Origin of the sequence: Rhodococcus sp. 14-2470-1a, from assembly GCF_002259425.1 — a bacterium.
Classification (GTDB): domain Bacteria; phylum Actinomycetota; class Actinomycetes; order Mycobacteriales; family Mycobacteriaceae; genus Rhodococcoides; species Rhodococcoides fascians_E.
Genome location: NZ_NPFZ01000022.1, coordinates 60,437 through 85,136 on the forward strand (window position 1 = coordinate 60,437; position 24,700 = coordinate 85,136).

A 24,700-nucleotide genomic window follows, 5' to 3' on the forward strand; every position below is an offset into this window, starting at 1 on the left:
ATACCCGGTCACATCCCTAGTAGGAGCTGTTTCGTTTGAGTTGGATCCGCATGAACGACGTCGCCAAGGGATACGACGGCAAGGTGATGCTTCGCGAGGTGTTCTTCAAGCTCGCCGACGGCGACAGGATCGGCCTGATCGGACGCAACGGCACCGGCAAGACGACCCTGCTGCAGCTGCTGTTGGGGCGTGAGCAGCCGGATTCCGGAATCGTCGACGTCACCGACGGTGCCCGCATCGGGTACTTCTCCCAGTTCTCGGAACTCGACGGTGAGCGCAGCATCCAAGCCGAGCTGGAGTCGCTCTTCACGGCAGTGCATGCGATCGAATCCGAGCTCGCCGAGGTCGAGGCAGCGTTGGGTGGCGATCTGGACGAGAAGCAGATGTACAAGCTGGTCGATCGCCAGGCCGAGTTGCTCGAGGCGATGGACAGCAGCGGTGGCTGGACCTACCACCAACAGATCGACACCGTGCTGTCCATGCTCGGGTTCAACGCCGACCGTCGGGATCTTCCCGTCGGCAAGTTGTCCGGCGGCTGGAGAAACCGCGCCGCGCTCGCGAAGATTCTGCTCGAAGCGCCGGACGTACTGTTGCTCGACGAGCCCACCAACTTCCTCGACGTCGCAGGCATCGCGTGGCTCGAACGCTGGCTGCGAGACTTCCGCGGAGCCCTGCTGGTGGTGTCGCACGACCGGCACTTCCTCGAGCAGGTGGTCACCAGCATCGTCGAGATCGAGAACCATCACCTGCAGACGTACGACGGTTCGTACTCGGAATACGTTGTGCAGAAGCAGTTCCGGCTGAAGAACCTCGAACGAGAATTCAGTAGCGAACAGCAGTTGCTGGCGTACGAGCAGGAAGCCATCTCCGATAGAAAAGAAGCACTGAAGAACCCGAGCGGCGTCCTCAAGCGCAGGCTCGCGAACATCAAGAAGGCCAAGAATCCTCGACCCGTCGACACCGTGGTCACCGCCATCTACGGGGGCCTGCACGTCCACGACAACCTGGCGGAAATAACCGGGATCTCCAAAAGCCATGGTGATCAGGATCTTTTCTCCGACGTGTCCTTCGAGATTCACCGAGGAGACCGGATCGCGATCACCGGCCCCAACGGATGCGGAAAGACAACTCTCGTCGACATCCTCACCGGCGCACAGCAACCCGACGCCGGCAAGGTCAAGTGGAAGACCAAAGCGCCGTCGTTCATCTACTACAACAAGGTACTCGCGGACCTGGACCCCGACGACACCGTCACGCACGCAGTGAACGCCATGCCCGGCAGCCTGGCATTCACCGCCACGAAGAAGGAAGTCAATCGCTTCCTCACCTTGCTCCAATTCTCGGAACTCGATCTCAAGACGCGCATCGGCGTCCTGTCCGGCGGGCAGAAAGCACGTGTCGCGCTGGCACAGTGCCTGTTGTTCGGAGCAGGCGTCATCGTCCTCGACGAGCCCACCAACCACCTGGACCTGGCCAGTACACAAGTGCTCGAACGCGCCCTCATCGCCTTCCCCGGCGCCGTGATCCTCGTCAGCCACGACCGGTTCTTCGTCGAAAAAGTGGCCGTGCGGCAACTGTCCTTCGACGGCCAGGGCGGCGTCGCCGAAACTGCCGGGGTGCAGATGCCGCTGTGACGTGGGACGGCAGCCAATATTTCGGACATATGGAACACTCGGCAGGGTGAAACGCGCCCCCTTCGTGATTCCTGCCCTTGCTGCCGTCACCGCGCTTGCGGCGGCATGCGGATCCTCCGATCCGACACCGGCCGCAGCGCCTGACGCCACGTCCTCGTCTCAGGCGCCGGCGTCGTCGGCATCGACACCTTCTCCGTCGAACGCCGATATCTACACCCTGCCGGGAACGGATGTGTTCCCCGAAGGCATCGCCGCCGACGACGAGACGTTCTACGTGACGTCGACGGGTGACGGAACGGTGTTCCGGGGAACGCTCGGCACCCCTGAGCTGCAGGTGTTCCTGCCCGGCGGTGCAGACGGGCGAACCGCCGCGGCGGGCCTCGACGTCTCCGACGGCGACGACGACGACAACAACGACAACGACGTCGACGACGTGAACCGGCTCGTCGTCGCAGGGGGACCCACCGGCAAGGTCTGGGTCTACGACAGTGTGTCCGGTGCCCTCGTCGGCACGTTCACCAACGGCCTCGGCGAGGACGCGACATTCTTGAACGACGTCGCGATCGCCGACAACGGCGACGTGTTCGTCACCGATTCGCGCAGCCCCGCGCTGTTCCGCATTCCGGCAGTGCAGGTGCGCGACGGAGCTCAGGACGGTCCGCTCGAAACCTTCGTCGACTTCGACGGCACCCCGTTCCAGTACGGCGAGGGTTTCAACGCCAACGGCATTGTGGAGGTCGACGACGGCGCGCTGGTCGTCGCGCAGTCGTCCACCGGAAACCTGTACCGAGTCGACGGACGGTCGAAGGAAGTCACCCAGGTCGATCTCGGCGGTCGGACTCTCGTGAACGCCGACGGACTCGAGCTCGACGACGACACGCTCTACGTCGTCCGCAATCGCGACGGACTCATCTCACGGGTGGATCTGTCCGACGACGGTAGGTCCGGCCGAGCCGTCGGAGAGATCACCGACGGATCCTTCGCCTACCCGACGACCGTCGCTGCCACGGACGATCGCCTGCTCGTGGTGAACAGTCAGTTCGACAAGCGGGGAGGAGATCCGGTGGAGCCCTTCACCGTCAGCTCCATTCGAGAATAGGCGCTCAGTCCTTGTAGTAGACCACCTGATGGCTTGTCGCCAGTAGCTTCTCGTCGCTGCTCCACAGTTCGGCCGACTGATCGAAGTACCCCTTGTGGAACCGTCGGGCTGCGGCGTTCGCGAGAACGAACGAATCCGACTGCACAGCAAGATCGTCGGCCGTCGCGAAGTAGTGGATGGTGAGCGAGATGGTGCCGGCGGGCACGTACTTGCCGCGGCGCTGGAAGACTCGTGGGTAGAACACGTCGCACATGGACGTCAGTGACTCGAAATCCAATGCGCGTGCCGGGGTGTCCCTCACCCACAGGGCGATGGCGGAGTCCGCGGCTTCGTTCTCGCTCAACGGTCCTGCGGCGAAGCGCATTTCGTAGTTTCGCGCCCACGCGATGAACTCCGGGAAACCGCCCGACTCGAGCTCCGACGGCGCAGGCACGGCCGGGGGAGTCGCTTCGTCGTCGTCCCATGTGTCGCGTCGAGTGCCGAAGACGGCGGTTGCCGTCGTCGCAACGACGCCGTCCTGGGTCAATTCCAGGTACCAGTGCTGGTTCGATCGATTGGTGCGCACCGCGCGCGTCGAGATCTCGAATTCGCCCTCGGCGATGGGGCCGGCGAAGTTGATCGTGAGCGAGATCGGGTCGCCGAGACGATCCGGATGCAGACGGACAGCGCGCACGAAGGCTGCTGCCGTCACGCCACCGAACGGGCCGACCATGTTGTTGTACGGCGCCGAGGTGCGGCCCAGGAACTGCCCGGGACTGATGCTCTCGAGTGCAATGGCCTCGTCGAACTGATGATCGTCGGACATCGTTCCCCTGCTCTGATCGGCGGTTCTATGCTGCGCGTCATAGTACCGGACTCGAGTAGTTTCACCGATCCGCCCGCTGTTCCCTCGCGCATACAGTCGTTCGACATCGAACGAAAGGACCGGCCATGCCGAAGGTCACGAAATGGGCGCTCCCGTTGTTGGTGGCTCTCTGCCTCTCCGGTTGTGCGTTCGAGCCGCTGTCCAGGTTCTTCGGAGCGGACGCGGACAAGTACTTCGACGATCCGCGGGTCGTCGCTCTGCTGGACGCCGCGCAGAAGGGGAACCTGGACGAGGTGCGTTCCCTCGTCGAGGACGGCGCAGACATCGAGTCGCCGAGCAACGACCACGACCCCAAACGCGCAGCGATCACACCTTTGCTGTGGGCGGTCGAGTTCGGTTCGGCGTCGACGGTGACCACTCTCCTGGAGGCCGGAGCCGACGCCCGCGCCCAGACCGTCGGTGGCTACAACGCCCTCAACTATGCAGTGCTGCGAGACGACATCGAATCCGTGGAGGCGCTGCTGAACTGGGACGCAACCCTCGTCGACTCACCGGACCGCTTCGGCGGCAACGCCGTTCACGGCATCGCGCTGTACGGCCGCGAGGACATGCTCGACGTGCTGATCGACGCGGGGGCGTCACTCGACACCCGTCAGACAGTGAGTCGCCAGACTCCGTTGTTCTCGGCGGCGGCCGTGAACAACGTCGACATGTGCCTGCGGCTCGTGAAAGCCGGAGCCGACGCCGGTCTTCGTAACGACACCGGTGAGACGTTCCTGCCCTCGCTGTTCCGGACGAACGACACAGTGATGAATCGCGACTTCCTGTCCTCACGCGAGAAGCTGGTCGACGAGATGCGTGCGCGAGGATTTCCGGTCGAGACCGGCCGATGATTTCGCCGCTCGGGGCGAGTCTCACCATGTAACCGACCAGAGAGGTACGACGTCATGGCAACTCTGCTGTATTCGGCGACGATGTCGCTCGACGGATTCATCGCCGGTAGAGGCGGGGATATGTCCTGGCTGAGCGAGTACGTGGGGGAGCCGAACGAGGCTGCGGATCGATTGCTGTCCCGAATCGGGGCCATTCTGTGTGGAGCCGTCACCTTCTTCGGCGACGACCCCAATCGAGGCACGGATGCCGAGGGTGCGTTCGGTGGCCAGTACGACGGCCCCACCGTGCTGCTGACGCATCGACCTCCGGTGAATCCCATTCCCGGGGTCTCGGTCGCCACCGACCTGCACGCAGCCGTCGAACGCGCTGCCGCTGCGGCGGGGGAGCAGTATGTCAACGTGCTGGGTGCCGATGTCGCCCGGCAGTGCATCGACGAAGGGCTGCTCGACGAGATCCTGGTCTTCACGGCGCCGGTTCTCCTCGGCGACGGTGTGCGTCTCTTCGACCGCCCCGGTGGTGAGCGGGTGACCCTCGAACGCATCCCCGGTGAAGTCGAGAACTGGTACCGCGTGCTTCGCTGATGCGGCCTGCGCGGTTCTGTGACTTCCACGTCGGTGGCGAGCCTGAAGTCGGATTCTTCGGGCACAGTGGATCGGGTGACGATCGATATACCGCGCCTCGTGCGACCCGCCTCGGCCGGTGCCGTCGCCATCATCCTCGGTTCCATCCTCGTGCTCGTGCTGGACATTCTCACCGCGGCGAGCAATGCCAGCCACCTGCGTCGAACCATCAGTGAGTACGGCCTCGGCGCCCAGCAGTGGGTCTTCACCGCAGGAGTGCTGCTTCTTGCGCTGGGATCCGCCGCGACGCTGGTGGCTGCGGTTCGCACCGGGTTGGTCAGGCCACGATCGACAGCGGCGGTCGCCCTGACGCTGTGGACCGTCGGCCTCGTCGCCGTTGTCGCCGTCCCCAAACAGGATTGGAGCAACGACGCCACACTCGGGCTCGGCGGTGCTATCCACCGGGCCGGTGCGGCAATGGCGTTCGTGAGCGTGCCGATCGCCGTGATCGCCTTCGCTCTGCCGTGGTTACGCGACGGGCGGTGGGGTGTTCGAGCGCGGTCGACGCTCGGCCTGGCATTCCTGTCGGTGGCCACGTTGCTCCCCATCCTGTACGCGCTCGTCGTCGGCGCGACCACGACGACTCCCTGGTACCGGGTCGTCACGCTGGGTTACGTCGAGCGCGCCCTGGTGGTCGCCGAGGTGCTGGCGCTCATCTCGCTGGCCCTCTGGGTTCGGGCGGCGTCGGCGAACAGGGTGCGCGAGCGTTAAGTTCCGGCCTGCCTCGTCCGGTACGCCGCGACGGCGGTGCGGTTACCGCACGCTGTGCTGCAGAACTTGCGCGATCGATTACGCGAGAGGTCGAGCACGATGCCCTCGCAGTCGGCTGCACAGATGGTCAGACGAGAGAGTTCGTCGGCGCGGATGACGTCGATCATCGCCATCGCGGTCTCGACGGCGATGCGTCGCGCAAGGGGACTGTCGTCGCTGACCGCGTGCAGGTGCCAGTCGGTCTCGCCGTGGCGGACCAGTCGGGGCAAGGCGCAGGCGTCGGCCAGGATCGTGTTGACGAGCTCCACCGCAGTGTCACGGTCGCTCGTCAGCAAGGTCCGCAACGACGGACGTAGGGCGCGGACGGCATCGAGCTCGGCTGCGTCGCCGTCGAAACGTCCCGTGTAGTGGTGTCGGGCGAAGAACTCCTTCAGCTGGTCCCGGGTCACGAGTGTGTCGGGATCCTCGCCCGAGTTGGCCAAGGCTACGGCGGACACCAGCGCACCTGCGGTGTCATCGGTGAGGACCATGTTGACACCTTACCAATCGGTTCCTACTGTAATGAGCCATGACGGCGTTGACCAATGACGGAACTCCTTTGGGTGGGATGGCAGCTACTCCATCCAGGCTGGCCTCGGGTCTGGGATTGGCGGTTGTCTCATCGGCTGCGTTCGGGCTGTCCGGGCCGCTGGCGAAGAGCCTGCTCGACGCCGGGTGGACGGCTGGGTCCGCCGTCACGGCCAGGATCATGATCGCTGCCGCCGTCCTTCTGGTTCCCGGCATGTTCGCGCTACGGGGACGGTGGGCACTGCTGTCGAAGAATCTGCGCACCATCCTCGCCTACGGCGTGTTCGCCGTCGCCGGTTGCCAGTTGGCATTCTTCAACGCGGTGAACTACATGCCGGTCGGGGTGGCGCTGCTCATCGAATTCACCTCTCCGGTGGCAGTCATCGGGTGGATGTGGTTGCGGCGAGGGCAGCGCCCGACGCTGGTGACGGTCGGTGGCGCTGCCGTCGCCGCCGTCGGCCTGTTCCTGGTGCTCGATCTCGTGTCCGGTGCTTCGTTGGATCTCCTCGGGGTCCTGTGGGCGCTGGCAGCAATGGCGGGCGCGGCCGTGTACTGGATCATGTCCGCCGACGAGGGAAACGGGCTGCCCCCGTTGACGCTGGCCGCTGCCGGATTGCTGTGCGGCGGAACGATTCTGCTCGTCGCAGGCGCGCTCGGAGTGGTTCCCTTCGCGGCGAGCACCGACGATGTCGTCCTCGCCGGCGCGACCATGCCCTGGTGGGGGTCTGTCCTCGGGCTGGGAATCGTGACGGCAGCGCTGGCCTACGTGTGCGGAATTGCCGCCATTCGCAGGTTGGGGTCGAGACTCGCGTCGTTCGTCGGGCTCACGGAAGTGGTGTCGGCCCTGCTCTTCGCCTGGCTGCTTCTCGGTGAAACGCCACGGCTCGTTCAGATCTCGGGCGGCGTTCTCATCCTGATCGGAGTCATCGTGGTCAAGCTGGGTGAGCCGCGTAACCCGTGAATGCCGCACATATCCGAACACGCCCCCGCCGGCGGTCAGGCTCCTAGGATTGTCGTCGAACCCCGAAGTGGCCGGCACCGAGCGCGAGGAGACATCATGACGACCCGTCTGAATCCGTATCTCAACTTTCGCGGCGACGCCCGTGAGGCACTGCAGTTCTACCACTCCGTGTTCGGAGGCGAGCTCACTCTCAACACGTTCGCAGACTTCGGTGCGAGCGACGACCCGGCCGAGAAAGACCAGATCATGCACGGCCAACTCGTCTCGCCCAGCGGTCTGACTCTGATGGGTGCGGACACGCCGTCGAGCATGAACCTGAACGTCGGCGACAACATCTCCGTCTCGCTCAGTGGCGAAGACGAGGCCGAACTGACCGGATACTGGAACACACTGGCCGACGGGGCACAGAACACGATGGGTCTGAACAAGGCCCCGTGGGGTGACACCTTCGGCATGCTCACCGACAGATTCGGCATCAACTGGCTGGTCAACATCGCAGGTTCGTGACGGAAAGTAGGCTGCCGACATGGCCGAGAACATGCACCATCGACTGAACTACATCGAACTGACAGTGACAGACCTGGCCGCAGCCCAGGCCTTCTATTCCGGCGCATTCGGCTGGGGGTTCAACAATTACGGGCCCGAGTACGCCGGAATCCAAGGCGCCGACGGGGACGAGGTCGGTGGTCTCGCGCTCTCCACCGAACCACGCCCGACCGGTGGCCCGTTCGTTCTGCTCTACTCCGACGACCTGGAAGCGTCACTGGACGCAGTGACCGCAGCCGGCGGTGAAGTGGTCAACGGGCCGTACGAATTCCCCGGAGGTCGACGCTTTCACTTCACCGACCCGAGCGGAAACGAACTGGGAATCTGGGCGGCGCAGTAGTTTCCGGCCACTACCCAGCAAGCACGGCGTCGATCTGCCCCATGGCGAGGCTCATGCCTTCCTCCATGCCCATCTCGATGAGCGTGTTCATCTGCTCGGCACTCACGAAGGTCGCGACCGTCGTCATGCGGGTACGTCCGTCGACGTCCTCGAGCGTGACGGCGGTCTTCGTGACGCCCAAGTTGTCGATGGGGTTCCAGTCGTCGTCGGCGAAACCGTCGTCGAACGACAGGCTCGACGGAGCGTCCAGTGACGTGATGCGCCACCAACCGCGGGCCTTCTCGCCGTCGGGACCGGTCATGTAATAGAGCGCCTTGCCACCTTCGACGAACTCGAGGGTGTCGAAGGTCGCGGGCCAGGTCGGTGGGCCCCACCAGCGTTCGAGCTGACGAGGGTCGGCCCAGATCTGCCACACCCGGTCGACTGTCGCGTCGAACTCGGCGACGATCGTGAAGTTCAGTCGGTCGGGGTTCTGTGTTGTGCTGATGACGCTCATGAGGGTTCTCCCTGGTCTTCGGCGAGGATATCGGCGATCCGGTCGACGCGTCGGCGCCAGATCGTTTCGTACTCGGCCAGCAGTGCTCGTGCTCTTTCGATGCCTACCAAATGAATTCGCACGATCTGCTCCCGTCCGCGCTTCTCTTTGCTCACGACCGAAGCGCGTTCCAAAATCGCAACGTGCTTCTGCACGGCCGCGAAACTCATGGAGTAGTGAGCGGCGAGCGAGGACACCGAATGCTCGTTCCGTAGAAGCCTGGACACGATGTCGCGCCGAGTGGTGTCTGCGAACGCCTGGAAGAGGCGGTCGAAATCGGCATCGCTCACTTCATCTACAACCATTTGGTTGTACGTTAGGCGGTCGGGCGGCATCGGTCAAGGGTCGAGGACTTCCTGTCAGGCCTCGGCCAGTTCGGCGAGCTGCCGGGTGACGGTTCCCCACCCGTCGTGAAAACCGAGCTCGACGTGCTGCGCAGCCGTGGCTGCATCCTTGTGCATGACCGTCGCGAGATACTCGGTCCCGTCCGGGTGGTCGGCGAACGTGATGACGGCAGTGATGAACGGGTCGGTAGCCGGTCGCCAGCCTGCAGTGAGTGCATTCGTGAACACCAATCGTTCCCCGTCGACGACGTCGAGGAAGCATCCCGCGATGTGCGGCCCGAACGTCTCTTCTGTCTCACTGATCTCGGTGACGAACGATCCACCCGGTCGCAGGTCGAGGTCGACGACACGTGCCGTAGCGGGCTTCGGCACCCACCACTGTTCCAGCTGGGAGGGTGTCGTCCAGGCTTCCCACACTCGTGTGCGTGGTGCGCGAATGATCCGAGAGACGGTCAGATCGAGGTCGGATTGAGTGTGTGTCATGACGGCTCCTGTGTTTCGGTGACGAACTGTTCGAGACGGTCGGTGTGCGCTTCCCAGGTGGAACGCTGCTTCTCGAGCCACATTTCGACCGCGGAGAATGGATCCGCGACGAGCGTGCAGATACGTGTTCGCCCGGTCTTGTGGGTCAGAATGCACCCGCTGTCCTCCAGCAGGCGGATGTGTTTCAGGAAGGACGGTAGGGCCATGGAGAACGGCTCGGCCAACTCTCCGACGCTTGCCGGCCCTCGTCCGAGGCGTGCGAGAACGGCCCGTCGGGTGGGATCGGACAGTGCGTGGAAGACGAGATCGAGCGTCGGCGAAAACTGAGCCATAAGGCAAACTATCAACGCCTAATGGTTAGCGCAAGGGCTAACCATTAGCGGATGTCGATGCGGAGTTCGATACTGGACAGCATGCTTCCGGTTCTCGACCTCACACACGCGGACTCCGACCCGGTGCGCTTTCGCGCCGATCTGCTCGCCGCCGCCCACGAATCCGGGTTCTTCTACCTGACCGGCCACGGGGTGTCCGGATCCCGAATCGCAGAGGTGTTGCGCCTGGCACGGGAGTTCTTCGCCCTGGACGACGGCGCCAAGGACGAGATCTCGCAACTGAAAAGTCCGCAGTTCCGTGGATACTCGCGTCTCGGTGGAGAGCTCACCAACGGACGAACCGACTGGCGCGAACAGATCGACATCGGCCCCGAACGTGCCCTCGTCGACGGGGCAGAAGGGTACTGGCACTTGCAAGGTCCGAACCTCTGGCCGTCGGCACTGCCGAAACTGCGTCCCGCGTTCGAAGCATGGGAACAGGAACTGTCCGACGTAGGCCTGCGGCTGCTACGACAATGGGCAACGGCCCTCGGTGCCGAACCCGGCGTGTTCGACGACGCGTTCGCACACAACCCGGCAACCCTGATCAAGGTGGTGCGGTACCCCGGAAGCTCCGAGAACCCGCAGGGAGTGGGTGCGCACAAGGATTCGGGAGTGTTGACGTTGCTGCTCGTCGAGCCGGACTCCCGAGGCCTACAGGTGGAGCTCTCGCCGGACGAGTGGATCGACGTTCCGCCCGTCCAGGACGCGTTCATCGTCAACATCGGAGAGCTCCTCGAAGTGGCAACGCAGGGATATCTGCGTGCCACCCGCCACCGCGTCGTCGCGCCCAGCGAGGGCACCGACCGAGTATCCATTCCGTTCTTCCTCAATCCAGCCCTCGACGCCGTGATTCCCATTGTCGAACTGCCGGACGAACTCGCCGCTCGAAGCCGGGGCGTCGAGGACGATCCCACCAACCCCATCTTCGCGACCTACGGCGAGAACGCATGGAAGTCGCGAACACGAGCCCACCCGGATGTCGCCGAGATTCACCACGGCATCACGGCGACCGGTCCGGGCTCGGCGTACTGAGGGTCAGTCCTCGATCTTCTCTCGCCCTCCGGTGATATCGGCGCGGTCGGCAGCAACCCGACCATAATGCCAGCCACTGTGATTGGAAAAGCTGGTCTTCCTCGACTTCAGCTTCGGGAACATCTCGTCGAACAGCGCCGTGACGGCTCGGTCGCGTTCGGCGAAGACCGGGACCAGGGCGGTGCCGTAGTGTTCGCCGGCCTCGGTGCGAGCTCGGAGGAATGCCTCGGTGATGCGCTCCTCGACTCGCTGGGCATAGGCGAACAGGAACGACCGGCGAAAACCTCTGCCGCGCTTGCTCGGATCCACACCCACCGCGTCCAGTTCCATCGACGACTGCACCAACAACGACGTGTAGAGCAACTCGCACAAGTCGATATCGACGGGCATGCCTACCGCGGCGACGAGCTGAAAACTGCGGTAGTGAACGGTTCTGACGCCGTTGGGACGAGCGACGGAGGAGAACAACCGCATCTTCGCATCGACGTAAGGGTTGTCGACGGTGAATCTTCTGACCGCGACACGGGTGTCGATGGGGTCGGTCGACCGCGCGTCGACCATGGCGGTATCGATCGCGTAGCGCGTCATCAGTTCCTGCGCCTTGGCGGAGAACGATTCTCGTTCTCCCGAGAACGACGACGATTCCGCCTTGGCCAACAATCCGCGAATCTTGTTGAGCACTTTCTCGTCCGACCTGACGCGACCGGATGGCGACTTCTCACCCCAACGAGACGGCGGTGGCCCGGTCATTTCCATGATGGGCAACCTGCGGACGGTGGCATTCAGGTGCAGGAAAGTGGTCCAGAATGCACGCGGCGTGACTCGGCGGTTGGTGCGGAGGCCGGCGAGCTCCGCACCTGGATCGACACCGAGCGTGCGCAATTGCCCGATCCACTCCTGGGGAGCACGCGAGAACGCATGACTGCGCCGTGCGTACTCGCCGAGAAGGACCACCAGCATCGGTGCGGCTGCCTTGTCCGCGCCCTGGCCGATGACGTGCACGAGTTCTGCAGGCATCCACCCACGCTCGAACGCCGTCTCCAGCAGCGACGCGGAGAACACCGAGCTCTCGATGCACAACCGGGCCGCCGAAAGCCGATTCTCGATGTCCATGAGCCGACCGACGAAGGCGTGCAGTGCCGTCTCGTCGGTCAGCAGACTCGACGCCAGATCGATTCCGGCGGTCATCAGAGTGTGAATGTCGATATCGATGTTGCTGTGCCCGAGCCACCACTGCGGGGCGCGAGTCAGATCCGAAGTGCCCATGAATGTTCCCCTCGTCGAAAGAGTCGTCGACGCCAGTGAGGGGCTGGCAACGCTGTCGACGAAAGTTCTATCAGGGCACTACGACATCGAATCCACTCACGTGCGACGGAGTCGCCACTGTCGGCGGGGTGGGGCTGCGACGCCGAGATCGGGGAGCAGTCCGTTGTTGAAGTCCTCGACCAGGTTCAGAACGGTCCCTTGCGCGCAGGACTTGTTGGTTCCGATGAATCCCGACGGTCCGCGCTTGATCCAGCCGGTCACGTAGGTTCCGGGAACGACCTCACCATCGGGGGAGTCGAGCACACGGCCGTCGTCGTTGGGGATGATTCCGCGACGGTCGTCGAAGGGCACACCGGGAAGCGCGACGCCTCGGTAGCCGATCGAGGTGAGCACGAGTCCGGCGTCGACGGTTTCCTTCTCGCCCGTCGCTACGCTGCGCACGCCTCCGTCGTCGTCCGTCTCGAGCGTCATCCGATCGAATTCGACTCCGGTGACCGAGGTTTCGCCGAGGATGCGGGTAGGGGAGAGCAGGTAGCGCAGCACGATGCGCCTGTTGTCGCCGCCGGGGGTGTCCTCGACGCGACGCAGCAACTGCAGCTTCTGCGCGACGGCGTGGGGAAGGTCGTCGGCGTCGGCCAGCGCGGCCGTGGTGGCATCGAGTTGGATCTCGTCGTGGTGCAGCGAGATGTCGATGCCCGGGGTCGAGAGGAGGCCGGCGAACTCGGGAACGGTGAACGCCGACTGAGCGACACCGCGTCGGCCCACGACGAGCACTTCCTCGATCTTGGACTCGCGCAGGGTCTTGACCACGTGATCCGGCACGTTGGTGCCCACGAGTCGCTCGGGATCGATGGTGAGAATGCGCGCGACGTCGAGAGCGACGTTGCCGTTGCCGACGATGACGGCGCGCTTGTGCGACAGGTCGTACCGGCGGTGCGAGTGGTCCGGGTGCCCGTTGTACCAGGCGACGAAGTCGGTAGCGGACGTCCGTCCCGGGAGGTTCGCGCCGTCGATCGTCAACTCGCGGTCGCGTGAGGCGCCCACGGCGTAGATCACCGCGTGGTGAGTCTCGAGCAGCTGGTCGTGGGTGATGTCCTTGCCGATCTCGGTATCGAGGTGGAACTCGAAACCGGACTGCGCGGCAATCTGGTCGAACAGACGCGACACCTGACGGGTCTTCTCGTGATCGGGTGCCACGCCGAGGCGAGCGAGACCGTGGGGCTGGGGGAGTCTGTCGTACACGTCGACCTTCACGCCGGGCTGCGTCAGCAACTCGTCTGCCGCGTACATGGCCGACGGGCCGGAGCCGACGATCGCCACACGGAGCGGCTCGCGTTCCTTGGTGACTGCTGGTGCAGGCGATACCGGGGCGAGGATCGGACGCGGCGGCCGTTCCTGCTTGTAGAAGTCGGAGTTGATCGTGAGGAACGGAAGCTGACTCTCGGTGAGCTTCGACTTGGGAACGATCGCGTCGACGGGGCACGCCGACACGCACGCCCCGCAGTCGACGCACGACGCCGGGTCGATGTGCAGCATCTCTGCCGTCAGGAAATCAGGCTCGTCGGGTGTCGGGTGAATGCAGTTGACGGGGCATGCGTAGACGCACGATGCGTCGCTGCAACACGATTGGGTGACAACGTGGGGCATGAGAATTCCTGACGGCAGGCGCTGCTGTGGAGAGAACTGGCGCTGTGAAGGACGGGGAGAATCAGGCGGCGAACTGGCTGGAGCTACGGTCCGGCTCGCTGCGGAAACGCGAGGCCTTGCCGTCGATTCCGCACAGCTTCCACATGAGCTTGGCCGGGCGGCTCATCATCTTGGTGTCCTTGGCGAGCATGCGCACGTCACCGAAGTAGTCCTGCAGCGTGTGCTGGGCTTCCTCGCTCTCCCAGAACAGGTCCTTCTTGACCGACGCCGGGATGTCGAACTTCTTCCAGAACCGCTTCGGGGGAATGACGATCGCGTCGCACAGCACCCGCATGACGATCGGGAAAGCGAGCGACAGGAAGAAGCGACCCACCTTGGACATCTTGGGTACGCGACGACGCAGCAGCTGGTGCGCGAAGGAGATGTGGCGTGCTTCCTCGGCAACGTGAATGGCCATGACGCCCTGCATGATCGGGTGGATTTCCTCGCCCGACCGCAGCACGCTCTTCTGGATGTGGTCGATCGGCTCCTCGCCTGCGAGGACGCCGACGAAGAACAGTTCGGGGGCGATCGACGCGAACAACGGGATGATCGGCGACAGCATCTTCATCGGCCGACTCATGCCGGGTGCGTCGTTGTCGACCCGGTTGACCATTTCCTGGAACATCAGCGTGTGGTTGCACTCTTCGATCGACTCGTGAGTGCAGTACCGCGCCTCGGCCGAACCGTTGGGCAGGGAGAAGACGTACTGCATCATCCCGCGAATGAGGATGTTCTCGAACTGCAGTCCGACCTTGGCCACGTTGGCTTGGCGCCACATGCCGATCGCGATCTTCTTGTCCTCCGGCAGAGCCTGGTACCAGGCGTGCCCACCGATCGGGTCGGTCTTGGTCGGGAGAATCCACCGGCGATCGTTCTCGGTCACCGCGAACTCGGGGGACTCCCAGTCGATGTCCACGTACGGGTCGAAATGCTTGTGCACCGAGCCCTCGGACAGAAGGCGCAGAGTCTCGTTGTACTTCTCGGTCTCTGCGTCCGGGTCGATCGAGATCGTGCCGTCTTCTGACGTCAGTGTCATCGCTTCCTCCTACATGGTGCGAACGTGTTTTTAATGTAACTCGTAGTATCAGCAAAATCCAGTTTACTAGCGAGTAACTTTCAAGAACGGGTTCGACCTGCAGTTATTCGGTCGACGGCCACGCCGATATCCACGGAATCTGTGTGTGACAGGGTGCTCGAACGTGTCGCAGTGGCGATTTTGTGAAGGATCAGGCCGTCCAGGTAGTGGCACAGCGCGCGGGCGCACGACGCCGTGTCCTCGGTCGAGATGTGGATCAGAACGCTCTCTGCCCACTCGACGATCCGGGCGCGGATCGCGCCGAGCCTTGTCGCCAACTCTGGATCCGCGGCCGCTGCGGCGAAGAGTGCGAATCGCGCGGTCGTATGCGTTCGCCGCGGGCCGATCGCGTCGTCCACGAATGCGACCAGCGCTGCCGTCAGTTCCCCGCGAGACCGAGGTCGGGGTGTGGCGGACGCGTTCTCCCACGCCTCCCGGTCGAGTTCTTCGAGATGTTCGAGCACGCCTGCGATCAAGGCGGACCGAGTGCGGAAGTAGTTCGAGGTGGTCCCCGCCGGCACGCCTGCGCGAGCGTCGACCTTGCGATGCGTGAGGCCGTGGAGCCCGTGTTCGCCTACCTGTACGAGAGCTGCTGCGGCGGTGTGTCGACGCTGGGTGGTCATGGCTCACTATAAAAGTAGTGCCATGGCACTACGATCGTAGTAGTGTCCGGAAGATGAAGTCAGCGGTGATCGTCGGGGGTGGAATTGCAGGACTCGCCGCCGCGCCGATTCTGGTCGGTGCGGGGTGGGATGTCCGTGTGCTCGAGAAGTCGGACGAGGTGTCCGCGGGTGGTACGGCTCTGGGGATATGGCCGGAAGCGCTGCGGGCCCTGGATGCAGTCGGGGTCGGCGACGCTGTTCGATCCGCGTCGGTCGAAGTGACCGGCGCGCGATTTCTACGCCCTGACGGTTCGTGCATCGCTCGTCTGGGCGCGAAGCATTCAGCTCGTCTCGTTCCTCGGCCGGATCTGCTGGAGGCGTTGGCTGCGGCGAGTCCGACAGGTGTCGTGGAGTTCGGCCGCCGGGTCGAGGCGTTGTCCGACGTGTCCGAGTGCGACGTGATCATCGCCGCCGACGGGATCAACAGCGCCATCCGGTCGGAAGTCTTCGGGCCCGAGGGGGCGCCGATTCCGTTGGGCGCTGTTGCGTGGCGGGGGACCGTCGACGGCCCATGTGTGTCCATGACGGAGACGTGGGGCCGAGGCAAGCTGTTCGGAACGACGCCCCACGACAGCCGTCGCACGAATTGGTTCGCGTCTGTGAGGCGAACGGAGCTGGGCGAGGGTGAGTCGATGGCGGAGCATTTCGCGTCGTGGCACGGCGGTGTGTCCGGCGTGGTTGCGCGAATCGATCAGCAGCGCAGCGATTTCCGTGAGCTCGCGATGATCCCGTCGATGAAGTCGTGGGTGCGTGGGAATGTCGCGCTCGTCGGTGACGCCGCGCACGCAATGGCGCCCAATCTGGGCCGTGGTGCGTGTGAGTCCCTGCTGGATGCGGTCGCTCTGGCCTCTTCCCTCGTCGAGGAGGAGACGGTCGCCGGCGCTCTGCGTAGGTACGACGCTGCTCGACGCCGCCGGGCGTACCGGATCTCGCGCGCGTCGTCGTTGGCTGGTTCGTGCGCAACTGCTCGTCGGTGGACGAGAGCGCGGGACCTGCTGGCGGGTGGTCTCGCGAGGATCGGGTGAGCTGTTGCAGTTTAGCTCAAATATGCGCTAATCTAAGCGCACAAACGAGCTAAGGAGGTTCGGCAGTGACATCGAATACCGGTCGAAGCGATCGCGCAGCCGGAGTGCTACTCGGTACGGCAACGGGGGATGCCCTCGGTGCCGGCTACGAGTTCACCCATCCAGCACCGGGCACAGTCGTCGACATGATCGGCGGCGGCCCGTTCGACTGGGCACCAGGTGAGTGGACCGACGACACATCCATGGCTGTTGCAGTGGCCCTCGCAGCCCGCGATGCAAAACCAGGAGAGGGCGCCGGACTCGATGCCGTGGCCGCCAATTTCGTCGCCTGGTACGACACCGATCCGGCCGACATCGGACATCAGACGCGGTCGGTACTCGGGTACCGAAGCGAATCCGCCGCGGACATGACACGTCGAGCGGGAGCTCTCACAGGCCGCACGGGAGGAAACGGTTCGCTGATGCGCACGGCCCCCGTCGCGCTCGCCTACCTGAACGACACCACCGACGACCTGATGAACGCAGCCCGATCGATCAGTGAACTCACGCATTCCGATCCGCGGGCAGGTGAGGCGTGCCAGCTCTGGACGTTCGCGATCGCACACGCCGTCCGGCACGGAAACTTCGACGGCGTGCGCGGATGGCTGGACGTCGCCGGACGCGCGGCCGACTTCTGGGCACCACTGCTCGACGAGGCCGAGAACGGGAGCCCGACGGACTTCCCGAACAACGGGTGGGTCGTCCACGCGCTGCAGACGGCATGGTGGGCAGTAACGAAAGCCGAGCAGGTAGGACCGAAACACCTGGTGAGAACGCTCGAGCTCTGTGTTCTCGCGGGCGGTGACACCGACACCACTGCGGCGATCGCCGGAGGACTCGTCGGAGCCCGTTGGGGTGCATCGGCTGTTCCGGAGAAGTGGCAGATGATGCTGCACGGGTACCCGAACCTGACCGGCGGGGATCTCCACACGCTTGCCGCCGAACTAACAGGAGGGGTCTGACATGGCCATCATCGACGTCGTTCGCGGCGACATCACCACGCTACGGGTCGACGCGATCGTCAACGCGGCCAATTCGACGCTTCTGGGAGGAGGGGGTGTCGACGGCGCGATCCACCGAGCAGGAGGGCCCGACATCCTCGCAGCGTGCAAGGAGCTGCGCCGCACGAGCCTGCCCGACGGCTTGGCCGCGGGCGCTGCCGTCGCGACCACCGGAGGCCGATTGCCGTCTCGGTGGGTGATTCACACTGTCGGACCACGGTATTCGGCACACGAGAATCGATCGGCAATCCTGCGATCGGCATACGTGCGCAGTTTGGCCGTCGCAGATTCGCTCGGCGCGTCGACGGTGGCGTTTCCGCTCGTGTCGGGCGGGTCGTACGGATGGCCGGTGGACAATGCAGTAGCGCAGCAGGTCGCCGCCGTCACGGGCGCTCGAACGTCCGTGGACGTGGTGACGCTCGTCGCCTTCAGCGACAGCATTGCGCGAACGACGACGCGTCTGCTGGGCTGATTCAGCGGACAGGCCGCATCCTGCGGCTAGGACCGCAACAGCGCGGACGCCGTTTCCGGCAGGACCGCGCCGACCTTCCGTCGATACAGTTCTGCCGGACGGCCACCCGCCGCGACGGACGTCGCACCGGTCCCGTCGAGGGCCGGTGACACGTGGCGTCTGAACGTGTCCTTCGGGAATCGATTCCCGAACACCACCTCGTACAACTGCTTCAGCTCGAGCAGCGTGAACTCCTCACCGAGCAGAAGCGAGGGATCGATGTTCGACGCATACCGCCGGCGCAGGTCCTCGACGGCGAGAACGGCCATGTCGCTGTGGTCGAACGCCAACGGCTGTGATGGCCGATCATCTTCGATGCGAACCACTTTCACACCGATGGGTAGCGAGCCGTACGGAACTGCAGCGCCGTGCGCCATCGACAGGACCCAACCGCGGTCGTCGCGGTCGGGGGCGTCGAACATGCCGATCTGGTGAAACTGCAGTGCCGTGATACCGGCCTTCGATTGCAGCACTCGATGCGCTGCATCGGACAGGCGTTCACCGGGATGAAGGAAGGTACCGGGCAGTGCAAGGCCACGAGGTGAGTCGACGGTGACCACGAACAAGGCGGACTCGTGCACGGTCAGCACTGCGACGTCGACGGCTACCGACGGACGTGGGTAATCCGTCAGTGTCGTGCCCGCGCCCTCGGTCATTCGTCGATGTTAGCGCACCTACTGCTGTTAGCGCGCTGGTGAGTTATCCACTCGGACATCGAACAACGAGGGCTGGTCGAACTGGAGGAACAGCTGGGTCTGTTCGCCGCGGGGAACCGGCGCAGGTGCAGGCCGGGCGGCGCGCTTCAGGCTCGCAGCGACGTCCTCCCAGGCTGCCGCGAATTTGTCGCACAGGACCGCGGCTCGGAGACGGCGTTCGTCGCCCAGCCGGTGGGCGTGCCCACGAAAGCGCTCGGCCGACCACAGTGCGCGCTCGGTGAGTTCGGCGAGGTCCTGGCGACGGCACAACGCATCGACAGTCGCCGCGTCCACGGGACCGCCCGTCAGCTCGCACGCGGCCCGTAGAGTGCCGAGCGTTCCACTGTCGTCGGACCACGTGACCTGTGCAAGAGCATCGGGATGTGTGTGGTCCGGATCGAACACAGAGCCGCCCAGCTCGGACGCGAACCCGGTGTCGATGCGGTCCGCGAACAGACCGAGCGAATAGATGGCGGCAGTGAGGTGCCGAGGGACGAAGGTGCGCGTCGTGACGTCGACACCTGCGAACAACTGCCCACCCGCAACGACGAAGTTGATCTCCTTCCACCGTGTGCCGAGCCAGGCCATCTTGCGTGACAGAGCAGTGGAGTGCCGAATACCGGTCACGAGAGGAGCGTGCAGTCGGACGGCCGTGGCATCCGGACCGAGACACACGTGGACCGGTAATGCGAATCCACCGATTGCTATGTCGCCGTTGTCTTCCTGTGAGATGTCGATACCGGCTGCGCGAAGGGTATCGATCATCAGAGCGCGAAGATGATCGATGTCCAGCGGTACCAGTGCGGTCGAATCGGTGCGGCGAGGATCGGCGGCGGTGCGAAACTGGCGTCCGCTGCCGCCCTCCGCGTCTGCGGACAGGAACGCCGGGTGGGTGACGTGCCAGACGGACCGGAACGCAGTGACGATTCGCTCCGCGAGATCAGCCGCGTCGGTGCGGTTGCACTGCAGGGAGCAGCTTTTCACTCCGAAGACGTCTCGTTCACCCGGCGTGGCCCACCCCAGTTCGCGGAGCTTCTCGTCGTCGCCCACCGGCGGCTCGATCCCGTCGTAGAGGTAGCTTCCGAGCGCGACGTCCGACAGAATCTCTCCATCCGGACCCGAGGACACTCGGATCCACGGCGTGTCCCCGTCTCTCCGGTCCACCCCAGACTCCGCACTCAACGTCAGTTCCTCACCGTCGGGCATCTCCGCGGTGAACGCGGCGAGATCCGCCTGGTAGGTGCGCCACGCACCCTCGATGAAGTCGATGAGATCGAAGTTTCTGTCGTTCACTGCGCACCCCTTGCCACTGACGTCATTGCTTGCGCGGCAGCCGAATCGGCCTGCGACAAGAACTGTATCGGTGGGGTCCGACACGTTTGGCGAGCTCAGTTCTCGCAGCCGACGCCGTCGCCGTCACGATCGAGTTTGGAGCTGTAGCCGGGATCGCCTGCGTAGATCGGTGCGGCACCGGCAGCCCGAACCGCGGCGCAGTTGGCGTAGGAGACGTACGACGGAACCGCCGCTGCCGCGGGGGCCGGTGGCACGTACTCCGGCTCGGGCTCGGCGATGTAGACCGGTGCGGGCTCGGGAACGTACGGCACGGTAGTGGTGGGCGGAGGGGCATAGACGGTGACGGTCTCGGGAGCCGGCGCGAGGGTGGTCGTCGGTGCGGTGGTAGTCGGCGCGACCGTGGCCGTGGAAGTGGTCGTCGTCGGTCGTGTGGTCGTCGGGCGGGTCGTCGTCGGGGACACCTCGGCGATAGCCGGTGCAGCGAACGCCGCCGGGGTGGGTACGTCCTCGGAGTGTGCTGTGGGAGCAACGATGCCGACGGCGACGAGCGCGGGAATGGCTGCCAGGGCAGGAGTTGCCCAGACGACTCGGCCATGGGAGGGCTTGACGATCAAGTACAGCGCACCGGCCGCGGCGACACACAGTCCGAACACGATGCCGGGGAGCGAGAAGTCCGCGATGGACGCGAGGAGGACCAGCGCGCCGAGTACTGCGGCGCACCACGCGATGATCCGGCCGATCAACGGTCGGGGTCGCTCGGGTCGTTCAGCGCCGGGGAAGACGTAGGGCTGGGAGAAAGGATCGGTCATGGGGGGGAGTCCTCGAGTGCTGGAGAAGTGGCGCGTGAGCACCGTGACCAGTCGAGACGGCCGATCGATCATGTCGACGGATCGCTTTGTCGTACGACGGTGGGGCTCGAAGCGAGAATCCGGCTGCCGCGGACTGTTTCACGGGGCCGTGTGCTGTATTCCGAGCACCATGTCGTACGTACCGCGTAGTTCGTTACAGGTCGTCCGGATCCTGATCTCCGAACGGTTCCGCCAGCGACACACCCGCAAGAACGGCAGGTCGCAGTGCCTCGGGAACCGTCAATGCGTCGTCGGCGGAGACCAGCACGGTTTGCTCCTGCAAGGCGCGGATCCGGTAGTCGATCAACTGCGCCGTCCGCAGGTCCTCGCCTTCGAGGCCCTCGTAGTCCTCGTCCGCGTTGTCGAGGGGCAGGTCCTCGGTCATAGCCGCGAGCAAGGTCTGGATGGCAAAGGTGTTCGACAGGGCCATCGAGACGTCGGTCTCGCTCATGCTGAGTTGGTGGCGGATGTGCTGGGTGAGGACGTCTCGAAGCACGTCGACGGATCGCGAGGAGAAACTGTCCACCGCCGAGCCCGGCACGACCCGGGTGCCGTCCGTCTCCAGAATGTCGGTGGCGAAGGCGACTGCCCAGTGGTCGAGGGCCGTGATGTTCTCGGGCTGCGGTTCGTGGTCCGAGTGGTCGTGCTCGCCTTCCTCGGACAGCGCCGTCGACAGTTCGGGAATGTCGTTCACCGAGGCGCCGGATCCCACCCGGTCGACCAAGGCTGCGACACCGGCCACGACGGGAAGTGCGGCCAGTGCTGCCGACTCGTCGGCCGGCGCGACGAGCGGCAACTCGATGTCGTCCGGGGCGAGGACGTCCGGATCGTTGTCGATGAAGTCGGTGAGGTCTTCCATGCAGTGCGCGAAGTCCTCGTCGCTACCGGTCCATGCGTCGGTCTCGTCGAGGAAGGTGAGGAATTCGAGCAGCGTCACGACGATGTTCGTTGCTGCGGCAGCACCGTTGTCCGGATCGGAGTCCTCGATCCGCTCGACGGCGTCGACGATGAAGTGGGCGTCGTTCGGAGTCCAGGAGGTCACGACGAATCCCGGGTTGGCCCGGTCGACCTGACCCAGCGTCGTCTTCACCAGGCTGACCACGCGGTCGGCGTGCTCACCCATGTCGCGATCGGTGAGCCAGGAGTGGAAATGTTCCAGCAGGGCATGGGAGATCGTGGATGTGCGGGCAGCGGAGCCTGCGGATTGTTGCCGTCGGGCACGCGCCTTCGTTTTCGCTGCGCGCTTCTGCCCCCGGCTTGCCGGTCCTTTGGATCCCATGAGCGCCTAGTTTAATGGCTGCGACGGCGCGCTCGGCGCACCGCCGCAGCCATTGTCACTAGGACGACAGCTGCGGCTGGCGGTCCGTCGGCGGCGTGACGTCGTCGTCGCTGAACGGGTCGCCGTTACGCGGGCTGTTGTACCGGGCTTCGTCGAGGATGCCCTCGCGCTTGGCGACGATCGCCGGGACGAGCGCCTGTCCGGTCACGTTGACGGCCGTGCGGCCCATGTCGACGATCGGCTCGACCGCCAGCAGCAATCCGACGCCGGCGAGTGGCAATCCGAGCGTCGACAGTGTCAGAGTCAACATCACCGTCGCACCGGTGGTTCCCGCGGTCGCGGCGGATCCGATGACGGAGACCACGACGATCAACAGGTAGTCGGTGAACGTGAGGGAGACGCCGTAGAACTGGGCGACGAAGATGGCGGCGATGGCGGGATAGATTGCCGCGCAACCGTCCATCTTGGTGGTGGCGCCCAGCGGTACTGCGAAGGATGCGTACTCACGCGGCACACCGAGATTGCGTTCGGTGACGCGCTCGGTGAGGGGCAGCGTGCCGATCGACGAGCGCGAGACGAAGCCCAGCTGCGTGGCGGGCCACACGCCGGAGAAGAACTGGCGAACCGAAAGTCCGTGCGCACGAACGATGACGGGGTACACGACGAAGAAGACGATGGCCAGGCCGACGTAGATGGCGACGGTGAACACGCCGAGGGAACCGATCGCATCCCACCCGTAGGTCGCGACCGCGTTCGCGATGAGTGCGGCCGTGCCGATGGGGGCGAGCCGGATGATCCACCACAACACCTTCTGCACGATCGCGAGCAACGATGCGTTGAAGTTCAGGAACGGCTCCGCTTTCTCGCCGATCTTCAACGCCGCGATGCCGATGGCGACCGCGATCACGAGAAGCTGGAGAATGTTGAAGCTCAGCGAAGTGGTTGCTGTGCTGGCGATTCCGTCACCGGCAGCTTCGGTGGTGACCGATGTCTTCGACCCGAGCGCGAAGAAGTTGTTCGGTACCAGCCCGGTCAGAAACGACCACCAGGAACCGACACTGCTCGGGTCCTTGGCGGACGTCGCTTCGACGCCGGTGCGTGAACCCGGTTGAGCGACCAGACCGATGACGATTCCGATGATCACGGCGATGAACGCGGTGATCGCGAACCACAACAAAGTCTGGACCGCCAACCGGGCAGCGTTGGCTACCTGGCGAAGATTCGCGATCGAGGACACGATGGCGGTGAACACCAGCGGCACGACTGCGACGGTGAGCAGCTTGACGTAACTCGACCCGATGGTGGCGACGGTGCCGACCAGCCAGTTCTCGTTACCGTCGGCCGCGTCGGGCATCGATCGTGCGATGAGACCGAGAACGACGCCGAGGATCAACCCGGCGACGATCTGAGGCCCGAAGGATTTTGCCCACGTGGGTATGCGGGACGCGCGCGTAGTACTGGGCGCAGACATGAAGATGCCTTTCGACAGGAAAAGAGGTGAGGGCGGAGAAGCCCTTCGAATCAGAGAATGCGACGCCGAGACGACTCGGTCACAGACAGAGAGAGCTCGCTTGTAGGCGCAGGTCGACGTAGCGTCGACTGGTCAGGAGCGGCATCACTTACTGGAGATTACTCCCAGTTGATTCGACCTCGAACGTGCGCCCGGGTTCAGTAGTCGACCCGGAACCCGCCGATGAGGGTGATGGTGTTGCCGTCGGGGTCGAGAACCGTCGACAACCGAACGCCTTTGTTCGCGTCGACGACGTCACCGGCGTCGATACCTCGGGATGCGAGTTCCGCGCGGTGAGCGTCGAGATCGTCGATCCCGAAATTCAGCAGACCGGTGCCTGCGCGTACGTCGTCGACGGTGACCTGCACCCACCCGACATCGGTCACCTTCCATTCGACGAGGGTCGGCATCGGGTTGTTGGTGGCAGGCGCCCCGAAGAACGACGAGTACCACGATTCGGCTGCGTCGATGTCCGTCACCGGTACGACGGCGAGTACGTGTTCGATGGCCATGAGGTGTCCGTTCGTCAGGAGAACTGTGCTTCGTACACCCATGAAGACCCGCGCCGGCGTGCGAAGTCATCGATCTCAGGCGAAGGTGCCTTTCAGATAGCCGACGACCGCCGCGGTATCGGGAGATCCCCGGTGGCCCAGGTACCCGTCGGGCCGCACGACGAACACCTCGGGACCGGCAATCGAATACGCGTCGCGAAACTGCCCCTGCGCGTCGACGATCACCGGCAACGTCGAGTCGACCCGCTCGGCGACCACCAGGTAGGCGTCGAGCAGGCCGTGTGCCGCAGAGACGGCGTCAGCTGCCAGTTCCTCGTACTCCGCCACCCAGCCCCCCGAGCCCCCCGAGC

The 24,700-nt window shown here is 64.6% G+C and carries 28 protein-coding genes and 1 pseudogene; 12 read left to right on the forward strand and 17 right to left on the reverse strand.

What is annotated here, in order from left to right:
- Positions 1–35 precede the first annotated feature (35 nt).
- Positions 36–1,634, forward strand: coding sequence for an ABC-F family ATP-binding cassette domain-containing protein (locus CH292_RS11065; protein WP_256978040.1), 1,599 nt, complete (start codon positions 36–38; stop codon positions 1,632–1,634).
- A 46-nt stretch (positions 1,635–1,680) separates the two neighbouring features.
- Positions 1,681–2,733 carry a superoxide dismutase gene (locus CH292_RS11070; RefSeq protein WP_094654748.1) on the forward strand — a complete coding sequence of 351 codons (1,053 nt, stop codon included), beginning with the start codon at positions 1,681–1,683 and terminating at the stop codon, positions 2,731–2,733.
- A 4-nt stretch (positions 2,734–2,737) separates the two neighbouring features.
- Here CH292_RS11070 and CH292_RS11075 read toward each other — a convergent pair whose 3' ends face one another.
- Positions 2,738–3,538, reverse strand: coding sequence for an acyl-CoA thioesterase II (locus CH292_RS11075; RefSeq protein ID WP_094654749.1), 801 nt, complete (start codon positions 3,536–3,538; stop codon positions 2,738–2,740).
- A 125-nt stretch (positions 3,539–3,663) separates the two neighbouring features.
- On the opposite strand from CH292_RS11075, the gene CH292_RS11080 reads away from it, so the two are divergent.
- The 3 genes from CH292_RS11080 to CH292_RS11090 all read left to right on the forward strand — a co-directional run bounded on the left by CH292_RS11080 (position 3,664) and on the right by CH292_RS11090 (position 5,763).
- Positions 3,664–4,431, forward strand: coding sequence for an ankyrin repeat domain-containing protein (locus tag CH292_RS11080; protein WP_094654750.1), 768 nt, complete (start codon positions 3,664–3,666; stop codon positions 4,429–4,431).
- Positions 4,432–4,485: 54 nt separating this feature from the next.
- The gene (locus CH292_RS11085; RefSeq protein WP_020112998.1) at positions 4,486–5,013 is read left to right on the forward strand and encodes a dihydrofolate reductase family protein; all 528 of its coding nucleotides are present in this window, start codon (positions 4,486–4,488) and stop codon (positions 5,011–5,013) included.
- Positions 5,014–5,088: 75 nt separating this feature from the next.
- Entirely contained in the window at positions 5,089–5,763 is a 675-nt protein-coding gene (locus tag CH292_RS11090) for a DUF998 domain-containing protein (RefSeq protein ID WP_230595471.1), read from the forward strand.
- On the opposite strand, the gene CH292_RS11095 is transcribed toward CH292_RS11090, so the two are convergent.
- Positions 5,760–6,293 (reverse strand): CGNR zinc finger domain-containing protein, encoded by a 534-nt coding sequence (locus tag CH292_RS11095; protein WP_094654751.1) that lies wholly within the window; start codon positions 6,291–6,293, stop codon positions 5,760–5,762. The two genes, CH292_RS11090 and CH292_RS11095, sit on opposite strands and share 4 nt — an antisense overlap.
- Positions 6,294–6,331: 38 nt before the next feature.
- Between CH292_RS11095 and CH292_RS11100 the strand changes: the two genes are divergently transcribed.
- The 3 genes from CH292_RS11100 (at position 6,332) to CH292_RS11110 (ending at position 8,177) form a co-directional block, all read left to right on the forward strand.
- On the forward strand, positions 6,332–7,291 hold the full coding sequence (locus CH292_RS11100) for a DMT family transporter (protein ID WP_094654752.1): 960 nt from the start codon (positions 6,332–6,334) through the stop codon (positions 7,289–7,291).
- A 96-nt stretch (positions 7,292–7,387) separates the two neighbouring features.
- Complete coding sequence (locus CH292_RS11105) at positions 7,388–7,798, forward strand: VOC family protein (protein WP_019666705.1); 411 nt, start codon at positions 7,388–7,390, stop codon at positions 7,796–7,798.
- Positions 7,799–7,817: 19 nt separating this feature from the next.
- On the forward strand, positions 7,818–8,177 hold the full coding sequence (locus CH292_RS11110) for a VOC family protein (protein WP_019666704.1): 360 nt from the start codon (positions 7,818–7,820) through the stop codon (positions 8,175–8,177).
- Between the two features lie 10 nt (positions 8,178–8,187).
- Here CH292_RS11110 and CH292_RS11115 read toward each other — a convergent pair whose 3' ends face one another.
- Genes CH292_RS11115 through CH292_RS11130 form a run of 4 tightly spaced genes read right to left on the reverse strand, consistent with a single transcriptional unit; the run spans position 8,188 to position 9,871 of the window.
- Complete coding sequence (locus CH292_RS11115; protein ID WP_037138867.1) at positions 8,188–8,673, reverse strand: SRPBCC domain-containing protein; 486 nt, start codon at positions 8,671–8,673, stop codon at positions 8,188–8,190.
- A complete protein-coding gene (locus tag CH292_RS11120) occupies positions 8,670–9,047 on the reverse strand; it encodes a helix-turn-helix transcriptional regulator (protein WP_256978043.1) in 378 nt (125 codons plus the stop codon). Before CH292_RS11120 ends, CH292_RS11115 begins: the two co-directional genes overlap by 4 nt.
- A 24-nt stretch (positions 9,048–9,071) precedes the next feature.
- Positions 9,072–9,539 carry an SRPBCC family protein gene (locus tag CH292_RS11125; RefSeq protein ID WP_037139030.1) on the reverse strand — a complete coding sequence of 156 codons (468 nt, stop codon included), beginning with the start codon at positions 9,537–9,539 and terminating at the stop codon, positions 9,072–9,074.
- Positions 9,536–9,871: a helix-turn-helix transcriptional regulator gene (locus CH292_RS11130; protein WP_019666700.1), complete on the reverse strand. Its 336-nt coding sequence runs from the start codon at positions 9,869–9,871 to the stop codon at positions 9,536–9,538. Before CH292_RS11130 ends, CH292_RS11125 begins: the two co-directional genes overlap by 4 nt.
- A gap of 81 nt (positions 9,872–9,952) precedes the next feature.
- Here CH292_RS11130 and CH292_RS11135 point away from each other — a divergent pair, with 81 nt between their 5' ends.
- Complete coding sequence (locus tag CH292_RS11135; protein WP_037159895.1) at positions 9,953–10,945, forward strand: isopenicillin N synthase family oxygenase; 993 nt, start codon at positions 9,953–9,955, stop codon at positions 10,943–10,945.
- A 3-nt stretch (positions 10,946–10,948) separates the two neighbouring features.
- Here CH292_RS11135 and CH292_RS11140 read toward each other — a convergent pair whose 3' ends face one another.
- The 4 genes from CH292_RS11140 to CH292_RS11155 form a co-directional block, all read right to left on the reverse strand.
- A complete protein-coding gene (locus tag CH292_RS11140) occupies positions 10,949–12,211 on the reverse strand; it encodes a DUF2786 domain-containing protein (RefSeq protein ID WP_094654754.1) in 1,263 nt (420 codons plus the stop codon).
- A 96-nt stretch (positions 12,212–12,307) separates the two neighbouring features.
- On the reverse strand, positions 12,308–13,858 hold the full coding sequence (locus tag CH292_RS11145) for an FAD-dependent oxidoreductase (RefSeq protein WP_179277954.1): 1,551 nt from the start codon (positions 13,856–13,858) through the stop codon (positions 12,308–12,310).
- A 61-nt stretch (positions 13,859–13,919) separates the two neighbouring features.
- A complete protein-coding gene (locus tag CH292_RS11150; RefSeq protein ID WP_020113006.1) occupies positions 13,920–14,936 on the reverse strand; it encodes a diiron oxygenase in 1,017 nt (338 codons plus the stop codon).
- Positions 14,937–15,016: 80 nt separating this feature from the next.
- The gene (locus CH292_RS11155) at positions 15,017–15,598 is read right to left on the reverse strand and encodes a TetR/AcrR family transcriptional regulator (RefSeq protein WP_094654755.1); all 582 of its coding nucleotides are present in this window, start codon (positions 15,596–15,598) and stop codon (positions 15,017–15,019) included.
- Between the two features lie 53 nt (positions 15,599–15,651).
- Here CH292_RS11155 and CH292_RS11160 point away from each other — a divergent pair, with 53 nt between their 5' ends.
- From CH292_RS11160 to CH292_RS11170, 3 genes are all read left to right on the forward strand, one after another.
- On the forward strand, positions 15,652–16,662 hold the full coding sequence (locus CH292_RS11160) for an FAD-dependent monooxygenase (protein ID WP_094654756.1): 1,011 nt from the start codon (positions 15,652–15,654) through the stop codon (positions 16,660–16,662).
- Positions 16,663–16,727: 65 nt separating this feature from the next.
- Positions 16,728–17,663 (forward strand): ADP-ribosylglycohydrolase family protein, encoded by a 936-nt coding sequence (locus CH292_RS11165; RefSeq protein ID WP_094654757.1) that lies wholly within the window; start codon positions 16,728–16,730, stop codon positions 17,661–17,663.
- A 1-nt stretch (position 17,664) separates the two neighbouring features.
- Positions 17,665–18,174 carry an O-acetyl-ADP-ribose deacetylase gene (locus CH292_RS11170; protein ID WP_094654758.1) on the forward strand — a complete coding sequence of 170 codons (510 nt, stop codon included), beginning with the start codon at positions 17,665–17,667 and terminating at the stop codon, positions 18,172–18,174.
- A 26-nt stretch (positions 18,175–18,200) separates the two neighbouring features.
- On the opposite strand, the gene CH292_RS11175 is transcribed toward CH292_RS11170, so the two are convergent.
- The 7 genes and pseudogenes from CH292_RS11175 to CH292_RS11205 all read right to left on the reverse strand — a co-directional run.
- Entirely contained in the window at positions 18,201–18,869 is a 669-nt protein-coding gene (locus CH292_RS11175; protein WP_094654759.1) for an NUDIX domain-containing protein, read from the reverse strand.
- A gap of 27 nt (positions 18,870–18,896) precedes the next feature.
- Complete coding sequence (locus CH292_RS11180) at positions 18,897–20,201, reverse strand: hypothetical protein (RefSeq protein ID WP_094654760.1); 1,305 nt, start codon at positions 20,199–20,201, stop codon at positions 18,897–18,899.
- A 95-nt stretch (positions 20,202–20,296) separates the two neighbouring features.
- The gene (locus CH292_RS29640) at positions 20,297–21,010 is read right to left on the reverse strand and encodes an excalibur calcium-binding domain-containing protein (RefSeq protein ID WP_094654761.1); all 714 of its coding nucleotides are present in this window, start codon (positions 21,008–21,010) and stop codon (positions 20,297–20,299) included.
- A 193-nt stretch (positions 21,011–21,203) separates the two neighbouring features.
- Positions 21,204–22,328, reverse strand: coding sequence for a hypothetical protein (locus tag CH292_RS11190; protein WP_256978045.1), 1,125 nt, complete (start codon positions 22,326–22,328; stop codon positions 21,204–21,206).
- Positions 22,329–22,386: 58 nt separating this feature from the next.
- Positions 22,387–23,799, reverse strand: coding sequence for a dicarboxylate/amino acid:cation symporter (locus CH292_RS11195; protein WP_020113013.1), 1,413 nt, complete (start codon positions 23,797–23,799; stop codon positions 22,387–22,389).
- A gap of 197 nt (positions 23,800–23,996) precedes the next feature.
- Entirely contained in the window at positions 23,997–24,350 is a 354-nt protein-coding gene (locus CH292_RS11200) for a VOC family protein (protein ID WP_094654763.1), read from the reverse strand.
- Positions 24,351–24,425: 75 nt separating this feature from the next.
- Positions 24,426–24,700: pseudogene (locus tag CH292_RS11205) on the reverse strand (pentachlorophenol monooxygenase); the annotation flags it as partial.

What these genes read in the sequence shown, in the direction of transcription:
- CH292_RS11120 (WP_256978043.1), bottom strand. Translation starts at nt 9,047, where the DNA reads ATGCCGCCCGACCGCCTAACGTACAACCAAATGGTTGTAGATGAAGTG.
- CH292_RS11125 (WP_037139030.1), bottom strand. Translation starts at nt 9,539, where the DNA reads ATGACACACACTCAATCCGACCTCGATCTGACCGTCTCTCGGATCATT.
- CH292_RS11145 (WP_179277954.1), bottom strand. Translation starts at nt 13,858, where the DNA reads ATGCCCCACGTTGTCACCCAATCGTGTTGCAGCGACGCATCGTGCGTC.
- CH292_RS11095 (WP_094654751.1), bottom strand. Translation starts at nt 6,293, where the DNA reads ATGGTCCTCACCGATGACACCGCAGGTGCGCTGGTGTCCGCCGTAGCC.
- CH292_RS11140 (WP_094654754.1), bottom strand. Translation starts at nt 12,211, where the DNA reads ATGGGCACTTCGGATCTGACTCGCGCCCCGCAGTGGTGGCTCGGGCAC.
- CH292_RS11155 (WP_094654755.1), bottom strand. Translation starts at nt 15,598, where the DNA reads ATGACCACCCAGCGTCGACACACCGCCGCAGCAGCTCTCGTACAGGTA.
- CH292_RS11175 (WP_094654759.1), bottom strand. Translation starts at nt 18,869, where the DNA reads ATGACCGAGGGCGCGGGCACGACACTGACGGATTACCCACGTCCGTCG.
- CH292_RS29640 (WP_094654761.1), bottom strand. Translation starts at nt 21,010, where the DNA reads ATGACCGATCCTTTCTCCCAGCCCTACGTCTTCCCCGGCGCTGAACGA.
- CH292_RS11160 (WP_094654756.1), top strand. Translation starts at nt 15,652, where the DNA reads ATGAAGTCAGCGGTGATCGTCGGGGGTGGAATTGCAGGACTCGCCGCC.
- CH292_RS11085 (WP_020112998.1), top strand. Translation starts at nt 4,486, where the DNA reads ATGGCAACTCTGCTGTATTCGGCGACGATGTCGCTCGACGGATTCATC.
- CH292_RS11105 (WP_019666705.1), top strand. Translation starts at nt 7,388, where the DNA reads ATGACGACCCGTCTGAATCCGTATCTCAACTTTCGCGGCGACGCCCGT.
- CH292_RS11170 (WP_094654758.1), top strand. Translation starts at nt 17,665, where the DNA reads ATGGCCATCATCGACGTCGTTCGCGGCGACATCACCACGCTACGGGTC.
- CH292_RS11135 (WP_037159895.1), top strand. Translation starts at nt 9,953, where the DNA reads ATGCTTCCGGTTCTCGACCTCACACACGCGGACTCCGACCCGGTGCGC.
- CH292_RS11075 (WP_094654749.1), bottom strand. Translation starts at nt 3,538, where the DNA reads ATGTCCGACGATCATCAGTTCGACGAGGCCATTGCACTCGAGAGCATC.
- CH292_RS11115 (WP_037138867.1), bottom strand. Translation starts at nt 8,673, where the DNA reads ATGAGCGTCATCAGCACAACACAGAACCCCGACCGACTGAACTTCACG.
- CH292_RS11100 (WP_094654752.1), top strand. Translation starts at nt 6,332, where the DNA reads ATGACGGCGTTGACCAATGACGGAACTCCTTTGGGTGGGATGGCAGCT.
- CH292_RS11080 (WP_094654750.1), top strand. Translation starts at nt 3,664, where the DNA reads ATGCCGAAGGTCACGAAATGGGCGCTCCCGTTGTTGGTGGCTCTCTGC.
- CH292_RS11150 (WP_020113006.1), bottom strand. Translation starts at nt 14,936, where the DNA reads ATGACACTGACGTCAGAAGACGGCACGATCTCGATCGACCCGGACGCA.
- CH292_RS11110 (WP_019666704.1), top strand. Translation starts at nt 7,818, where the DNA reads ATGGCCGAGAACATGCACCATCGACTGAACTACATCGAACTGACAGTG.
- CH292_RS11200 (WP_094654763.1), bottom strand. Translation starts at nt 24,350, where the DNA reads ATGGCCATCGAACACGTACTCGCCGTCGTACCGGTGACGGACATCGAC.
- CH292_RS11190 (WP_256978045.1), bottom strand. Translation starts at nt 22,328, where the DNA reads ATGGGATCCAAAGGACCGGCAAGCCGGGGGCAGAAGCGCGCAGCGAAA.
- CH292_RS11195 (WP_020113013.1), bottom strand. Translation starts at nt 23,799, where the DNA reads ATGTCTGCGCCCAGTACTACGCGCGCGTCCCGCATACCCACGTGGGCA.
- CH292_RS11130 (WP_019666700.1), bottom strand. Translation starts at nt 9,871, where the DNA reads ATGGCTCAGTTTTCGCCGACGCTCGATCTCGTCTTCCACGCACTGTCC.